The sequence below is a fragment of the Streptomyces sp. NBC_01275 genome (assembly GCF_026340655.1).
In the GTDB taxonomy this organism is placed as follows: Bacteria; Actinomycetota; Actinomycetes; order Streptomycetales; family Streptomycetaceae; genus Streptomyces.
The window spans coordinates 5,112,620-5,127,495 of record NZ_JAPEOZ010000001.1 but is presented as its reverse complement, the minus strand read 5'-3'; the positions used below and the strand labels follow the sequence as shown (position 1 = coordinate 5,127,495).

Genomic DNA, 14,876 nt, shown 5'->3' with positions numbered 1-14,876 from the left:
GCTCCTCAGTCCCCGAGGTCCCCGAAGCGGTAGCCGAAGCCCCGGATGGTGGTGAGCAGCTCGGGGCGGGCGAGCTTGGCACGCAGTTGGGTGAGGTGGACGTCGAGCGACCGGGACACAGCGTGGAAGGCGTCGCCCCACACCTCGTCCAGGAGCTGCTCACGGCTGACCGCGGTGCCCGCCCGCCCCGCCAGCACGGCGAGGACGTCGAACTCCTTCGTGGTCAGCTCGACCTCAGCCCCGCCGACCCGGACCCGGCGCGCGTCGAGATCCACCTCGACGTCACCGGCACGGACCGTCCGCACCGTCGGGCCGTCCTTCGCCGCGGTCCGCCGGGTGACGGCGTCGATCCGCGCGAGAAGTTCGGCGAGGCGTACCGGCTTGACGAGGTAGTCGTCGGCCCCGAGCCGTAGTCCGCGCACGACCGAGCGCTCGTCGCCGCGGGCGGTGAGCACCACGACCGACATGTCGCTGACCGCTCGCAGAGCGCGCAGCACGTCCAGGCCGTCGGTGTCGGGCAGGCCCAGGTCGAGAAGCAGCAGGTCGGAGCTGCGGTGGTAGGTCAGCACATCCCGGCCGTACCGGACGCGTCTGGTGATGTGACCGTGGTCGTACAGGACCTCCACGAGCGCCGCGGCGACCCCGTCGTCGTCCTCTGCCAGCAGTATCTGCACTCTGCCCACCTCCTTTCAGCCACTCCAGAGACGCCCCGCAGCCGAATGTAGACCACACAGACCGGATCTTCGCCGGAGTGTTAAGGGGAGGTTAGTTCTGTGTTCGGCCCTCTCGTCCGCCGGTGCGGTGCGGGGCCAGGCTGCACGGCACCCAGCAGCCTGAGAAGGACGCCGTAATGATCATCGACTGTCACGGTCACTACACGACCGCACCGCCGGCCCTGGAGGCATGGCGCAAGCGGCAGATCGTCTCCCTCACCGATCCGTCGGCCGCCCCCGCCCGTGCGGACCTGCGCATCGGCGACGACGAGCTGCGCGAGACCATCGAGCCGAACCAGTTGCGGCTGATGGACGAGCGCGGCATCGACATGACGGTCTTCTCGCCCCGCGCGTCGTTCATGGCGCACCACGTCGGGGGTTTCGAGACCTCCGCCGCCTGGGCGGCCATCTGCAACGAACTCTGCCACCGCGTGAGCCAGTTGTACCCGGAGCGCTTCGTGCCGGCCGCGATGCTGCCGCAGTCACCCGGCGTCGATCCGGCCACCTGCGTCCCGGAACTCACTCGCTGCGTCGAGGAGTTCGGCACCGTCGCAGTCAACCTCAACCCCGATCCCTCGGGCGGCCACTGGACCGCCCCGCCGCTCACCGACCGCTCGTGGTACCCGCTCTACGAGAAGATGGTGGAGTACGACATCCCGGCGATGATCCATGTCAGCACAAGCGTCAACCCCGCCTTCCACACCACCGGCGCGCACTACCTCAACGCCGACACCACGGCGTTCATGCAGCTGGTCCAGGGTGACCTGTTCGCCGACTTCCCGACCCTGCGCCTCGTGATCCCGCACGGCGGCGGGGCGGTCCCCTACCACTGGGGCCGCTTCCGGGGCCTCGCGATGGCGCTCGGGAAGCCTCCCCTGGAGGAACACGTCCTGGGCAACGTCTACTTCGACACCTGCGTGTACCACCAGCCCGGCTCCGACCTCCTCTACGACGTCGTTCCGGCCCGCAACATCCTGTTCGCCTCGGAGATGATCGGCGCGGTGCGGGACGTCGACCCGTGCACCGGCCACCACTTCGACGACACCCGCCGCTACGCGGAGGCGGCCAAGCTGCCCGCGGACGACCTGGCGGCGGTCCAGGAGCACAACGCCCGGGCGGTGTATCCCCGCCTGGACGCACTGCTGAAGCGCCAGGGTCGGTGAAGCGCATAAGCACTCTCTTCCCCAAGTCCCCCGGCTGGCTGGACTGGTACGAGAATCCGTCCGAACCGGCCTTCCGGCTGCCGCCGGGGACTGTCGACGCCCACTGCCATGTCTTCGGCCCGCAGAGCGAGTTCCCCTTCGCTCCGGAGCGGAAGTACACGCCCTGCGACGGCGGCAAGGACGAACTGTTCGCGCTCCGCGACCATTTGGGCGTCGCCCGCAACGTCATCGTGCAGGCCACCTGCCACGGCTCGGACAACAACGCCATGGTCGACGCCGTCCGGGCGGCCGGCGGCCGGGCGCGCGGCGTCGCGACCGTCCGACCGGACATCGACGAGGGCGAACTGCTCGCGCTCGACGCGGCGGGCGTGCGCGGAGTGCGCTTCAACTTCGTACGGCGTCTGGTCGACGCCTCGCCCGAGGACGACCTGCAGACGATCGCCAAGAAGGTCGCCCCGCTGGGCTGGCACGTCGTCCTCTACTTCGAGAGCGCCGACCTGCCCGAACTGGAGGGCTTCTTCGGGTCGCTGCCCGTGCCGCTGGTGGTGGACCACATGGGTCGCCCTGACGTGACCCAGCCGGTGGACGGGCCGCAGTTCACCCGGTTCCTGCGCTTCGTCGAGAACAACGACGTCTGGGTGAAGGTGACCTGCCCCGAGCGTCTCAGCGTCACCGGGCCAGCCGCCCTGAACGGCGAACGCCGCGCCTACACCGACGTCGTCCCCTTCGCCCGCCGCGTCGTGGAGGAGTTCCCCGACCGGGTGCTGTGGGGCACCGACTGGCCCCACCCCAACCTCACCGACCACATGCCGGACGACGGCCTCCTCGTCGACTGCATCCCGCAGGTGGCGGTCACCGACGAACAGCGGCACAAGCTCCTCGTCGCCAACCCGATGGGCCTGTACTGGCCCGGCGAGAGCGTCTGACGCCTCAACTCCCCGCTGACGCCCCCAACTCCCCTCCCCTCTCCTCCCCTTCCCTTCTCCTCCCCTTCTCCCCGACTTCGACAAGGGCCGCTCATGCAACACGCCAACGCGCTGAACCGGCTGGACCGGCTTCCGGTCGCCCGGTTCCACAAGGTCACCCTGCTCGCCGTCGCCTTCGCGTACTTCTTCGAGTTCGCCGACATCAACAGCTTCGCCACCACCGCACCGAAACTGATCAAACTGTGGGGCGTGACCGTCGACCAGATCGCCTACGTCACCTCGCTGTCGTTCGTCGGCATGTTCGCCGGGGCGATCGTCGCCGGATCCATCGCCGACCGATGGGGCCGCAAACGGTCCCTGCTGTGGACGACGCTCTTCTTCGGCCTCTCCTCGTTCGCGGCGGTGTTCTCCTGGGACCTCGTGTCGCTCGGCGTGTTCCGCGTCCTGACCTCGGCCGGCCTGTCGGCGATGACCGTCGTGGGGGTCGTCTACGTCAACGAGATGTACCCGTCGGCGATCCGCGGCAAGTACCAGGCGTACGCCATAGCCATCGGCATCTGCGGCACACCCGTCACCAACCTCATCGCCAGCGCGGTCGTACCGCTCAACGACTGGTCGTGGCGGCTGGTCTACCTCTGGGGCTCCCTGGGCATCCTGCTCGTCCTGTTCACCCGGCACCTCAAGGAGTCACCGCGCTGGCTCGAAAGCAGGGGGGACCACGCCACGGCGGACGCGATCCTGCGGGAGATCGAGACAAGCGTCGCCGAGGAGAAGGGCCCCCTCCCCGAGCCCGCGCCCCCGGTCGACGAAAAGCCGTCGACAAAGGCGCCACTGCGACTGCTCCTCCAGCGGAAGTACCTCTTCCCGACGCTCCTGCTCACCGTGCTGTGGATGACGCAGACCATCGGCTTCTTCGGCTACTCCAGCTGGGCGCCCACCCTGCTGGCCAAGGAGGGGTTCAGCGTCGAGAAGTCCGTCTTCTACGTGGCCCTGACCACCGTCGGCGCACCACTCGGCTGCTACCTGGCCTCCCTGGTCACCGACCGGTTCGAGCGCAAGTGGTGCCTGGTCGCCTTCGGCACGGTGATCGCGGTCTGCGGCCTGCTGTACGGCCTCACCTTCAACCCGGTCCTCATCATCGTGTTCGGCTTCCTGGTGAACCTCTTCGAACGCGGCTACACCGCCCTCGCCTACGCCTACTCCCCCGAGCTCTTCGACACACGAAGCCGCTCGCTGGGCACGAGCGTCTCCTACGGCCTCGGCCGACTGTCGAACGCCGCCGGTCCACTGATCGTCGCAGCGCTCTACAACGGCCACGGCTACCAGAGCGTCTTCTACTTCATCGCCGGCACCTGGCTTCTCGGCGCGATCGCCCTGGCCGCCTTCGGCACCCGGACACGCTCAGCACGACTCGCGGAGGCGGAGCGGCAACGTGTGAGCGTGCCCGTGTGAGCGTGCCCGTGTGAGCGTCCCCTGTGAGGCGGACGACCGCGGTCGACAGCGATGCGGTGCGATCCGGCCCGTACAGCCACTCCAACAACGAGACATCTCCGCAGGTCGGATCCATACCAGCCGGTCAGGCGCCGGCGCTTCCCTCTTGGTCGTCCGGACCGGCGGGCGGGGCGCGCGGCGCATCCGCATCGCGGGAGACGGGTTGCTTGACTTAAGCAAGCGAATATGGTTGCCTAACTCAAGCAAGCAAACGGCTTCCCTGAAAGGAAAACCCCATGAAGGCGCTCCTGTCCTCCCGCCCCGTGCTGTGGTTCCTGTTCCTGTTCAACCTCGCCGTCGCCGCGGTCGCCCCCTTCGCCGTCGCCGGCGCCCAGGGCCTCCTCACCAGCGCCGGCATGGGCGTCGTCGCCCTCGGCGCGGGCAGCGGTCTCCTCCGGAGCCGCGGCCGACACGCCTGACCCGAACGGGACACACCGCGCCCCGCTCTCGGACCCGCCGAACCGTCTCGAACGTCTTTGCAACACACCCAAGTCCCAGAACCACCTCAAACCCCTTCGAACCTCTCGAGCCCTGTCGAACCTAAGGAGCGTCTCCCATGCCGCACACCGTCAGCTCCACGACCAAGCCGTCCCGAACCGGCCGGCCCACGTCCACCGCCGCCGGGCCGACACGGCACAGCGTTGACACCACCGCCCGCAACACGTCCCTACTGCACGGCATGGCCCTGCTCTTCGTCCCGTCGAAGAACAACGAACAGTCCTGAGCGACAGCAGCAGGGGCACACCGTCGTCGGCGACCGGCATCGAACAACGCGCCTCCCCCGGCGAATCACCGCGCCCGAACGCCTACGGCACTTTTCCGAAATCTAAGATTGCGCGTCGCGCATCTTCGCAAGGGACACCTCACCGGCATGCAGGCAGGTTCCAAAGCATTCTGCTTGCTCAAGGCCGTCAGCCGGGGCCGCGGACCCGCGGAAGCCTTATGAACCGGTCGTTCCATTCACCCAGGGCATCGCCCACCTCAAGACGCTCGGCGTCAGAAGCATCGCTGCGGCGGCCGCATCCAGCGGAATCGACCGCCCGGTCGATGACACGGGGACGGGATCAATATCCTCAGGTAGGGACCACATCACAGGGAGTTCAGAGGAACTTGAGAGCTCGGATCCTGGTGACGACGTGATAGACAAGGAATTCGGAACACGCTTCCCCCCTTCTCTCTTCTCTCTTCCCCCTTCTCCCTTCCCTCTTCTCTCTCCCCCGTCTGCGATCCGAGGAGATTTCTCCGACCATGCGCAAGAACCTTGCTCTCACAACCGGCGCTGTTCTGTCGGCGACTCTCGTCGTCAGCGGCTGCGGTTCAGGTGATTCGACGACATCGTCCTCGACCCCCTCGGCGCAGCAGAGCAACAGCCAGGGGGGCCCAGGCGGGATGGGTATGCAGGAGGTCACAGAGGTCAACCTCAACACCGACGGGGCAAGCGCGGGCGGCGCCAACACCGCGGCGGTCGTCAAGGCGGTCAAGGAGTTCCTGGCCACGCTGGACGACACCAAGCGGGACAAGGTCGAGTACGACTTCTCGGACAACAAGGCGCGGCAGACCTGGTCGAACTTCCCCGCGACCACCGTGCCCCGCGAGGGCATCGAGATGTCCGACCTGACCACCGCGCAGCAGAAAGCCGCCGACGCGGTGCTCCAGGTGGCCCTGAGCCCCAGCGGCGCCCAGGAGGACGCCGACATCCGGGAGGCCGACAACAAGCTGAACAGCCTCGGGGGCCAGGGCGCGGACGGTTTCGGCAGCCTGAAGGACTACTATTTCGCCGTATACGGGACGCCGTCGACGACGCAGCCGTTCATGGTCCAGTTCGGCGGGCACCACCTGGCCCGCAACCTCACCTACAACGGTGACAAGGTCAGCCAGACCCCGCAGTTCGTCGGCTCCGAGCCGACGTCGTTCAAGTCCGGCGGCACCACGGTCGAGCCGGTCAAGGCCGAGTCGACGGCCATGTTCGGCATGCTGGCGGGGCTCGACGCCACGCAGAAGAAGGCCGCGGAGATCACCTCCGGAACGTTCGACGACCTGGTCATGGGCCCCGGCAAGGACTCGGGGGTGTTCCCCACCTCCGAGGGGCTGCTGGTGTCGGAGCTGACCGCCGCACAGAAGAAGCTGGTCATCGCGGCGATCAGGACGTACGTCGGTGACCTCGCCAGCACGGCCGCAGACAAGCTGACGGCGAAGTACGAGTCCGAGCTGGACAAAACCCGCATCGGCTGGTCCAACAACGCCGGCCCGACCGACGAGAACAGCTACATCCGTATCGACGGCCCGAGCGTGTGGATCGAGTTCATCAACACCCGCAGCCAGAGCACACCCGACATCCACTACCACTCGGTGTACCGGGACAAGACCAACGACTACGGCAGCAGCACGCCGAAGTGACCGTACGCGCCTTCACGCCTCCCCTGGCGGCGCCCCGCACAGGGCGGCACCCCCGACGCGGCCCGCTCGGCAGGTGGGCGGCCCGCGCCGGGACACTGCTCACATGTCTCGCGGCCCTGACGGCCATCCTGACGATCACGGCGCCGACGCGCGCGAACGCCCACCCCCTCAGCACCACCGCGATCCTGCTCGACGTGGCACCGGAGCAGGTGACCGGCACGGTGGAACTGCCCATCGACCGGCTCGCCATCGCCCTCGACGAGCCCCTCACCGCGAAGACCGTCGTCCAGCCGGCCAGGCTCGAGGAACTGCGCCGCTACGTGCTCAGCCACACCTCCGCGGCCGACCCCGACGGCACTCGGTGGACCACCACCGTCAGCGGCGGTCGCGTCGAGAACATCGACGGTGTCGACCACCTGGTCTTCAGCCTGGTCCTGAGGCCGCCGACCGGCACGGTCCACGACTTCCGGCTCACCTACGACGCGATCGTCCACCACCTGCTGTCCCACCAGATCCTCGTCTCGCTGCGCCCCGACGGTTCCGACGGCTACACGACCGTGGGCGTGCTCGACTGGCAGCAGCACACCATCTCGGTACCGGCCGCCGGCGCCTCCACCGAGCACGGTTTCGCCGCCGCCGTACATCTGGGCATCCGGCACATCGCCGAAGGCGCCGACCATCTGCTGTTCCTCATCATGCTCCTGCTTCCCGCACCGCTCCTGGCCCGCCGCGGCCGTTGGGTCCGCGCCGACGACCTGCGCCGCAACTGCCTGCGCGTCGTGCACGTGGTCACCGCCTTCGCCGTCGGGCACTCCATCACCCTCGCCCTGGCCGCCCTCGGCTACATCAGTGCTCCCACGCGCGTGGTGGAAAGCCTGATCGCCCTGTCCATCCTGGTCTCCGGCATCCACGCCCTCCGGCCCCTCGTGCCCGGCGGCGAGGCGTGGATCGCCGCCGGATTCGGGCTCATGCACGGCCTGGCGTTCGCCACGCTGCTGGGCGGCCTCGACCTCGGCCGCGGATCCCTGGTCGCCGGCCTGCTCGGCTTCAACCTCGGCATCGAACTCACCCAACTCATGGTCGTCGCCCTTCTCATGCCGTCGCTGCTGCTCCTCAGCCGAACCCGGATCTACCCGGCGGCTCGCCGCACCGTCGCGGCGATCGGCATCGTGCTGGCCGCGGCGTGGCTCGCCGAACGCACCACCCTGCTCCCGAACAACCCGCTCAACCACGTCTCCGACGCGCTCATCGCCCATCCGTTCCTCGTCGCCGGAGCCCTCGCGGCCGTCGCGGCAGTCGGCTGGTCCGTACCCGGCCTGCGCACAGCCAGGACCTGAGGAACGACGTCCGGCGACGGGTACCCGATCGTCAGATCAAGCTGCACCGATGGACGACACACCGCCCGACGATCACGGCACCCGTGATCGTCGGGGCCGGGTGTGCTGGTCCTCGCTCGAGGCGGCGGCGACCTCCCTGAAGCCTGCCTGACTGCTTGAGGGACGTGGCGACCTTGCCGCGTTCAGTCGGTGAGATGGGCGATCGACAGAACCGTGGTGGTCGGGGAGGCGCCGGACATCGCGGAGCTGTAGTCGGGAGTGGCGGACGCGAAGGCCCAGCTCAGGCTGCCGTCCGGCAGGGTCGCGATGTCGCCGGCGATACGGGCGTCCACCACCTCGTCCGCCGAGACCGGCGTACCGGTGTGGTCGATGACCTGCAGGTGGGTGCCGGTGAACTTTCCGTGCAGGTGCCGTCCTTGCAGGTCGCGTCGGCGACGCTCTCCCACGAGACCAGCAGGTTCCTGCCGTAGGGAGTGATGCGGACGTTGATGTGATCGGTGCCGGGGTCGTCGGTGAGCAGCACCGTGCTTGACCGCCGAGGCCGCTCCGCGGTCGGCGAAGGCGGTGGCGTACCGCCGGTGGAGGTCTTCACCGGGTCCCCGGAGGCGTTGGGGTACGCACCATCGCGGTAACCCGCCCAGCACTGCTCGCGCTGCACGACGGGGGCGTCGTCCGGAGCGCTGATCCCGGTGCTGACGAACAGTCCCGACCGCCAGTCGTCGAAGCACAGGGACGGGAAGGGGCCGGAGGCCGCCGGGGCCAGGGCGATGCCCTCGTTGTGGCTGCAACCCCAGTCCCAGCCGCCGGACTTCGTGGTCCCGGCGTCGTCGACGTAGGCCAGCTTGTCGCCGTAGTGCCCGTCGACGAAGCCGCCCGCGCCGTGGACGACGAAGTAGGCGCCGTACTGGCTTCCGTTCCACTTCAGCGCGCAGTCCAGCACAGGCGAGGTGTCGTTGCTCGCGGCGCCGGTCAGCTTCTTGTCGAAGAGGACGGAGCCGCCCTTGTAGCGGATCAGGGCGGCGGCCGTGTCACCCCACTTGTTGGCGTCGGAGACTCCGGTCAGCAGCGCGAAGCCGTCGTCGTGGGCGACCAGTCCTCCAGTCCTCCATTCCGTTCGGCATCCCAGGAAGGTCACGTTTCCCCAGGTCAGAGCCGGTTCGCGCATTCCAGCGTCCCGAAACTCCCGATGGAACGGCTGACGGGACGCCGTATGGCACAGGCTTGGGTCATGCAAGCAGGGCGCTTCGCCGGAGACGGTGATCGGCCCCGCTCGACTCCCCTCTCATGGCCCGCACTTCGGGCGCGCCCTTCCGCACCCCACACAGCACGGCCAAGACAGGACCGACCGACTGACCGACCGACCGACACAGTCCATAACCGGAAGATCACCTTCCTGATGTTCAGAGAAAGCAGTCCACTCATGCGTAGCGCCACTCGTCTCGTCTCCCGCACGGCCGCCTCCTCCATGGTCGTCGCCGCCCTCGCGCTCGTCGGGTTCCAGGCCGCCGGGCAGACCGCCTCCGCCGCCACCCCGAAGGCGTCCTCGGTCGTCACCTGCACGACGGCGAACACCGCGCTGACCGTCACCGAGGCGTCCCGCCCGATCAACCACCTGCTGCTCAAGGCCACCAACACCGGCACCAAGCCCTGCTACGCCTACAGCGCCCCCTTCCTGAGGGCCGGCGCCGACGCCCAGGCCCCGCTGCCGTGGGCTGACGAGACCACGCCGCAGGCCGTGCTGATGCTCGAGCCCGGCCAGTCCGCGTACGCGGGCATCCTGACGTACTCCCCCGACGGCGAAGGGGGCGGCGAGGAGAAGACCCTGGGCGTGTACTTCACCGACAAGAAGGGCAGCTCGACCGGCACGGAGAAGACCCTGAAGCTGCCGAACGGCGGTGTCCTCTTCAACAGCGCCGCCACCGTCACCTACTGGCAGGACAACGCGGCGGACGCCCTCTCCTGGTAGCCGCAGATCCGCGACGGTAGTGCGCCCATCTGTCGAACTCGCCTGATTCCAGGCGCTGTTCGATGACATCTGCCTCTGTCGGGTCAGGGCTCACCTGTGCGATTCTCGTCCGTCCACCGGTGTACGGAGCCGGTACGGAGAACGGGAGACCATGCACAGCACGGAGAGCACACCAGTCCCCGGCCACCGCCGCAGAACGCCCAGCCGACGCCGGTTCATCGGACTGGTCACGGCCGGAGCGGCAGCTGTCGGGGCGGCCGGGATCGGCCGAGTGGCCCTTGCCGCGGACGCGGACGCGCCGCTGCGGACGTTCGGCTCTCAGCGGGAGATCGACCTCCGCAGGCTGGCCCTGTCGGGGATCCTCAACGCCTCCGACCCGGCAGCCGTCGCGGCCTGGATCACCGGCAGGGGGCCCGCCCCCGACGCGATCAAGCCGGAGACGGACACCCAGGTCGACGCCTTGGCCGACGCCGCGGCGGCCGGCCTGGGCGCCGACCGCGACGCGGTCCTCGTCTCCTGGGTGCGCACCGCGGCGACGCAGCGCACGATATGGGACCGCAAGTACGAGTTCCTGCGCACCGGTTCGGGCGGCGCCGGAACCTTCGGCGTCATCACCGACGAGGTGCGCGCCAAGTACCCCGCCCAGCTGGGCCCGGACCCGCAGTGGGACCCGGACAAGGACTCCCACCGCGCGGTGTGGACGGCCCTGACCTCGGACGAACGCCAGATCGAGATACTCCGCACCTCGACGGCGCCCGGCGTCTCACGCCACCACCTGGGCTCCGACGCGGACTTCTTCGACACCACGCCCCAGGACTGGAAGGACGACGGTCCGGAGGCCGCCAACTACACGTGGCTGCGCACGAACGCGGCCCGCTACGGCTTCCTCCAGACGTACACGGCGGAGTCGGCCACGACCAGGCCCGCGATCAGCGAGGAGCGCTGGCACTGGTCGTACGCGCCGGTCTCGGAGGCGGTCCTGGACTTCGTCCGCGCGAACCAGGACGTGATCGCCGGCTCGTTGGACGAGCTGTGGAGCTACGACCCGACGCGGTTCACCTACATCAGGGCGAACTGGCGCGCCTACATGTTCCACGTGAACGAGGAGGCTTACTTCGGCTGAGAAGGTGTCCGTGAAAGGGGGGCGAGCCGTGGGCTCGCCCCCCTTTCTCACCCCCGCCGCCGTCAGGCGGACGGGTTGACGATCACCTTGGCCGTGTTGTTCTCGGTGTTCGGGTCGAAGGTGGCCGACGTGTCGGAGTGGGGGTGGACGACGACGTGGCCCGTCGCGTCGGGGACGACCCGGTCGATGCGCAGCTGGAAGGGGTAGCTGACCTTCAGGTGCGGCTTGGCCCACATCGGGAGGGTGCAGGCGTAGTGGCCGATGGCCGGGTCGTCGCCGGACGTCCAGGCCGTGTGGCAGGTTTCGGGGACGGAGGTGGCCGTGGTGCCTTCCGGGAGGTAGAAGTCCATCACGGCGACCGGGTCGCCGGAGGCGACGTTGCCGACCCAGGCCGGGCCGTGGTTGACGAAGCGGAAGGCGGCGGTGACGGTGTCGCCGGCCGCGCCGCTCACCTTGGCGCCGTGCACGGCGAAGTCGGCGGTGTTGTCGGCGGTGATGTGCCAGGAGCGGCCGTTGTCCGAGGTGTCGAGGTCGGTGGCGTCGCCGCCGGGCTGGATCTCGTAGTCGAACCGCTCGTACAGCGCGTGGCGGGTGACGGCGAGCCGCAGCGGCGCGGGCAGCTCCACGGTGGCACCGGGCGCGACGTCGGTGTCGAAGGAGCAGGTCACGTACGTCATGGGCGTGTACTCGCCGCTGTCGTCCGGCCCGGTGTAGGTGCACTGCGGGTAGCGGGTGACGACGTCGAGGCCGTACGTCGCCCACATCTTCACGCTGAAGCCGTGGGCGGTCTCGTTGCCGGTGTTGGTGACGGAGAACGGCACGGTGAGGCGGGTGCCGGTCGCGACGCCGGTTGTGTCCTGCGGGGCGCTGACGCCGAGGTCCGGGCCGGAGGCGACGGTGACGGAGGTCTCCGCGGAGTACTCCGGGGCCACGAGCGTGCCGTCGGGACCGCCGGTGGCCTCGGCGGAGTACTCGATCGCGCCCTGCGCCCCCACGGCGGCGCCGGCGGCGGCCCGCACCTTCAGCTGCACCTGCGCGCTGTAGCGGGTCGGCACGTCCCCGGTGTCGCAGACGGCGACGGTGCCGGCGTCGTTCGGCGTGCAGTTGTCGGGCCAGGACACGTCCGCGACACCGGCGAGTCCGGAGACGTCGACGGTCAGCCGGCCGTCGGTCACGGTGAAGTCGTCGTTGTCGTGGTACAGGCCGAGCGCCAGCGACCGGTACTGCGCCGTACCGTCGTCCGCGGCGACGGTGACCGCCTGGTCGTACGGCGCCTGGATCCACAGCTGATCGGTCTGCGGCTCGTCGTCGGCGAAGGCGACCCCGCTCGCGAGGCCGGCGACGATCAACGCCCCCACGGCTCCGGCGCATGCCCCGCGACGCAGCGCACGCCCGACGGAGACAGAACTCATGACATCCCCCAGATGGGACAGAAGAGACCCCGGCAAGTGACCAGCACCGGGCGCGAGTTCGACGGCCTGTCGAGACGGAAGGTTGTAGGCGGGAGGCGCGTGGCGCGTGGTTCTTACCGTCTTCTTGATCGGCGAGAGGCCGGAGCAGTGCGCAGAGGCTAGAGCAGTTCGAAGGAGATGTACGGGGACAGTGCGCGCAGGAAGTCGGGCGCGTCGAAGATCTCGCCGGCGGAGGCGACGCCGACCGTGCGGGTCCGGCCGGTGAGGATGCGGTGGACCGCCTCCACCGCGAGCGGTGCGGTGACGGCGTAGATGTCCCTGCCGCATGCCACGGCGCGCCGTTCGGCGCCGCCGGAGCGTACGACGGCGTCGACGAGGAAGGTCTGGTCGGACCGCCCGTTCTCGTCGGCCGCGGTCGGCGCCGGTGTGTCCGGGGCAGAGAGGTCCCTGGCCGCTTCGGTCGTCATGTGGGTGCGCACCTCGGGGATGGAGAGGTGGCTGGGGACGGTGACCACGTCGGCCATCGTGAACTCCCCGACGACCTCCCTGACGCCCATCGGGTCGGGGAAGGGCCACTTCAGGAGCGTCGGCTCGTCGTCGTGGTAGTCCAACCGCCCGTCCGTGTAGCGGACGCGCCGGCCGCCTCGCCGCTCCCGGGAGACCGTGCCCGCGGTGCGTGTGCCGGGGGTGGGGCGCCAACTGCTCAGTCCGTAGGCGATGTCCGCTTCGTCGGCCGCCGTCCACTCCCCCATCGCGGCGGTGGCCAGCAGGTCGCCGAGGCCGCCGTAGAAGGCCATCGCGGGAACGATCACCGCTCCCGCCGTACGGGCACGGTCCGCGAAGTGCGTGAACGTGTCGACGTTGGCCTCGATCTCGGCCGCCACATCGACGTACGGGATCCCGGCGCGCAGGGCCGCCTCGATCACGGGAGCGGCGGTCACGGCGAAGGGCCCGGCGCAGTTGATCACGGCGTCCGCACCTGCCAGGGCGCGGTCCAGCGAGGCGGGGTCGTCGACCGACGCCGGCCGGACCTCGAGTCCGGGGGCGGATGCCGCCAACGCCCGCAGCTTGTCGGCGTCACGGCCGGAGAGAACGGGGACGAACCCGCGCTCCAGCAAGTGCGCCACCACAAAGCGTCCGGTGTGTCCGTACGCACCGAACACCGTCACCTTCGTCACCGTCGTCACCTTCGCCGCCGTCGCCGGCTGTCCCGATCCCATGAGTTCTCCCCCGTGCTCGTGATCCGCTTGATCTGCTTGATCTGCTTGATCCGTTGAGAACATCCTGGCCGGGGCAGGCGGCCCATCGCGAGTGTCCGGAACGACGTACCCCGTACAGTTTCGGACATGGGTACTGTCGCGCTGGCCGTCACCGAGGGCATGCTGCACTTCGAACTGTCCATGGCGTACGAGGTGTTCGGCGCCGCTCCGGTCGACGTGACCGTGCCCTGGTACGACGTCGAGGTCTGCGGGTCGGACGCCGTGCGGGTCGGCCGGTTCCGGCTGGAGCCCGACCAGGGGCTCGACCGGCTCCGGCATGCCGACACCGTGATCGTCCCCGGCTGGGCGGACGTCGACGAGGACCCGCCCGGCGAGCTCGTCGACGCGGTGCGCGCGGCCCACCGGGCAGGTTCGCGTGTGGCCTCCCTGTGCACGGGCGCGTTCGTACTGGCCGCCGCCGGTCTGCTGGACGGCAGGCGCGCGACCACGCACTGGGCGCACACCGAGGTCCTGGCCGCCCGCTACCCGCGGGTGGAGGTCGATCCGGACGTGCTCTACGTGGACAACGGCAGCGTGCTCACCTCCGCCGGCAAGGCCGCCGCGATGGACCTGTGTCTGCATCTCGTCCGCCTCGACCACGGTTCGTCCGTCGCCAACTCCGTCGCCCGCCGCCTGGTCGTGCCGCCGCATCGGGCGGGCGGCCAGGCGCAGTTCGTGGCCGCTCCGGTGCCCTCCCGTGACGACCACCCGCTCGCCGCGCTGTTCCCCTGGGCGATCGAACGCCTCGACCAGCCGCTCACCGTGGAGGACCTGGCCCGCCAGGCGCGGATGAGCTCGCGCCATCTGGGCCGCCACTTCAGGGCGGTGACCGGCACCACTCCGCTGCAATGGCTGCTGACCCAACGGATCCGCCGTGCCCAGGAGTTGCTGGAGGCCACCGACGACGTGGTCGACGCCATCGCGACCGCCACCGGCATGGGCACCGCCGCGACGCTGCGCCGACACTTCAACCGCACGGTCGGCGTGCCTCCGGACGCCTACCGCCGAACGTTCCGCTCACGGCCCCGCACCGACTCGAACGACGACGACCGGCAACACCGAGGCTGACGCCGACGCCGACGCCGACGG

15 protein-coding genes are annotated in these 14,876 nt (G+C 69.5%); 10 read left to right on the top strand and 5 right to left on the bottom strand.

The features are described 5' to 3' along the window. Positions 1-5 precede the first annotated feature (5 nt). Positions 6-674, bottom strand: a complete 669-nt coding sequence (locus OG562_RS22550; protein WP_266400571.1) for a response regulator transcription factor — start codon at positions 672-674, stop codon at positions 6-8. Positions 675-850: 176 nt separating this feature from the next. On the opposite strand from OG562_RS22550, the gene OG562_RS22545 reads away from it, so the two are divergent. From OG562_RS22545 to OG562_RS22515, 7 genes are all read left to right on the top strand, one after another. Then, the gene (locus tag OG562_RS22545; RefSeq protein ID WP_266400569.1) at positions 851-1,876 is read left to right on the top strand and encodes an amidohydrolase family protein; all 1,026 of its coding nucleotides are present in this window, start codon (positions 851-853) and stop codon (positions 1,874-1,876) included. Positions 1,877-1,881: 5 nt separating this feature from the next. Next, positions 1,882-2,802, top strand: coding sequence for an amidohydrolase family protein (locus tag OG562_RS22540; protein WP_266409460.1), 921 nt, complete (start codon positions 1,882-1,884; stop codon positions 2,800-2,802). Positions 2,803-2,895: 93 nt separating this feature from the next. Continuing rightward, entirely contained in the window at positions 2,896-4,254 is a 1,359-nt protein-coding gene (locus OG562_RS22535) for an MFS transporter (RefSeq protein ID WP_266400566.1), read from the top strand. Between the two features lie 275 nt (positions 4,255-4,529). Next, on the top strand, positions 4,530-4,712 hold the full coding sequence (locus tag OG562_RS22530; protein ID WP_266400565.1) for a hypothetical protein: 183 nt from the start codon (positions 4,530-4,532) through the stop codon (positions 4,710-4,712). A gap of 137 nt (positions 4,713-4,849) precedes the next feature. Then, entirely contained in the window at positions 4,850-5,017 is a 168-nt protein-coding gene (locus tag OG562_RS22525) for a hypothetical protein (protein WP_266400563.1), read from the top strand. Between the two features lie 671 nt (positions 5,018-5,688). Further along, positions 5,689-6,690, top strand: a complete 1,002-nt coding sequence (locus OG562_RS22520) for a DUF3500 domain-containing protein (protein WP_266400561.1) — start codon at positions 5,689-5,691, stop codon at positions 6,688-6,690. Then, entirely contained in the window at positions 6,687-8,027 is a 1,341-nt protein-coding gene (locus OG562_RS22515) for a HupE/UreJ family protein (RefSeq protein ID WP_266400559.1), read from the top strand. Before OG562_RS22520 ends, OG562_RS22515 begins: the two co-directional genes overlap by 4 nt. A gap of 182 nt (positions 8,028-8,209) precedes the next feature. Here OG562_RS22515 and OG562_RS22510 read toward each other — a convergent pair whose 3' ends face one another. Both OG562_RS22510 and OG562_RS22505 read right to left on the bottom strand, forming a co-directional pair. After that, positions 8,210-8,359, bottom strand: coding sequence for a hypothetical protein (locus OG562_RS22510; protein ID WP_266400557.1), 150 nt, complete (start codon positions 8,357-8,359; stop codon positions 8,210-8,212). Then, positions 8,308-9,192: a hypothetical protein gene (locus OG562_RS22505; RefSeq protein WP_266400555.1), complete on the bottom strand. Its 885-nt coding sequence runs from the start codon at positions 9,190-9,192 to the stop codon at positions 8,308-8,310. Before OG562_RS22505 ends, OG562_RS22510 begins: the two co-directional genes overlap by 52 nt. A 255-nt stretch (positions 9,193-9,447) precedes the next feature. Between OG562_RS22505 and OG562_RS22500 the strand changes: the two genes are divergently transcribed. Then, positions 9,448-9,993, top strand: a complete 546-nt coding sequence (locus tag OG562_RS22500; RefSeq protein ID WP_266400553.1) for a DUF4232 domain-containing protein — start codon at positions 9,448-9,450, stop codon at positions 9,991-9,993. Between the two features lie 151 nt (positions 9,994-10,144). After that, positions 10,145-11,116: a D-alanyl-D-alanine carboxypeptidase family protein gene (locus OG562_RS22495; protein ID WP_266400551.1), complete on the top strand. Its 972-nt coding sequence runs from the start codon at positions 10,145-10,147 to the stop codon at positions 11,114-11,116. A gap of 62 nt (positions 11,117-11,178) precedes the next feature. On the opposite strand, the gene OG562_RS22490 is transcribed toward OG562_RS22495, so the two are convergent. Continuing rightward, positions 11,179-12,528, bottom strand: a complete 1,350-nt coding sequence (locus OG562_RS22490; RefSeq protein WP_266400549.1) for a hypothetical protein — start codon at positions 12,526-12,528, stop codon at positions 11,179-11,181. A gap of 158 nt (positions 12,529-12,686) precedes the next feature. Next, positions 12,687-13,748, bottom strand: a complete 1,062-nt coding sequence (locus tag OG562_RS22485) for a trans-acting enoyl reductase family protein (RefSeq protein ID WP_266400547.1) — start codon at positions 13,746-13,748, stop codon at positions 12,687-12,689. 126 nt (positions 13,749-13,874) lie between these two features. On the opposite strand from OG562_RS22485, the gene OG562_RS22480 reads away from it, so the two are divergent. Beyond that, the gene (locus tag OG562_RS22480) at positions 13,875-14,855 is read left to right on the top strand and encodes a helix-turn-helix domain-containing protein (RefSeq protein WP_266400545.1); all 981 of its coding nucleotides are present in this window, start codon (positions 13,875-13,877) and stop codon (positions 14,853-14,855) included. Positions 14,856-14,876: the final 21 nt, after the last annotated feature.

What these genes read in the sequence shown, in the direction of transcription:
- OG562_RS22485 (WP_266400547.1), bottom strand. Translation starts at nt 13,748, where the DNA reads ATGGGATCGGGACAGCCGGCGACGGCGGCGAAGGTGACGACGGTGACG.
- OG562_RS22525 (WP_266400563.1), top strand. Translation starts at nt 4,850, where the DNA reads ATGCCGCACACCGTCAGCTCCACGACCAAGCCGTCCCGAACCGGCCGG.
- OG562_RS22480 (WP_266400545.1), top strand. Translation starts at nt 13,875, where the DNA reads ATGGGTACTGTCGCGCTGGCCGTCACCGAGGGCATGCTGCACTTCGAA.
- OG562_RS22505 (WP_266400555.1), bottom strand. Translation starts at nt 9,192, where the DNA reads ATGCGCGAACCGGCTCTGACCTGGGGAAACGTGACCTTCCTGGGATGC.
- OG562_RS22535 (WP_266400566.1), top strand. Translation starts at nt 2,896, where the DNA reads ATGCAACACGCCAACGCGCTGAACCGGCTGGACCGGCTTCCGGTCGCC.
- OG562_RS22495 (WP_266400551.1), top strand. Translation starts at nt 10,145, where the DNA reads ATGCACAGCACGGAGAGCACACCAGTCCCCGGCCACCGCCGCAGAACG.
- OG562_RS22530 (WP_266400565.1), top strand. Translation starts at nt 4,530, where the DNA reads ATGAAGGCGCTCCTGTCCTCCCGCCCCGTGCTGTGGTTCCTGTTCCTG.
- OG562_RS22490 (WP_266400549.1), bottom strand. Translation starts at nt 12,528, where the DNA reads ATGAGTTCTGTCTCCGTCGGGCGTGCGCTGCGTCGCGGGGCATGCGCC.
- OG562_RS22545 (WP_266400569.1), top strand. Translation starts at nt 851, where the DNA reads ATGATCATCGACTGTCACGGTCACTACACGACCGCACCGCCGGCCCTG.
- OG562_RS22520 (WP_266400561.1), top strand. Translation starts at nt 5,689, where the DNA reads ATGCAGGAGGTCACAGAGGTCAACCTCAACACCGACGGGGCAAGCGCG.
- OG562_RS22500 (WP_266400553.1), top strand. Translation starts at nt 9,448, where the DNA reads ATGCGTAGCGCCACTCGTCTCGTCTCCCGCACGGCCGCCTCCTCCATG.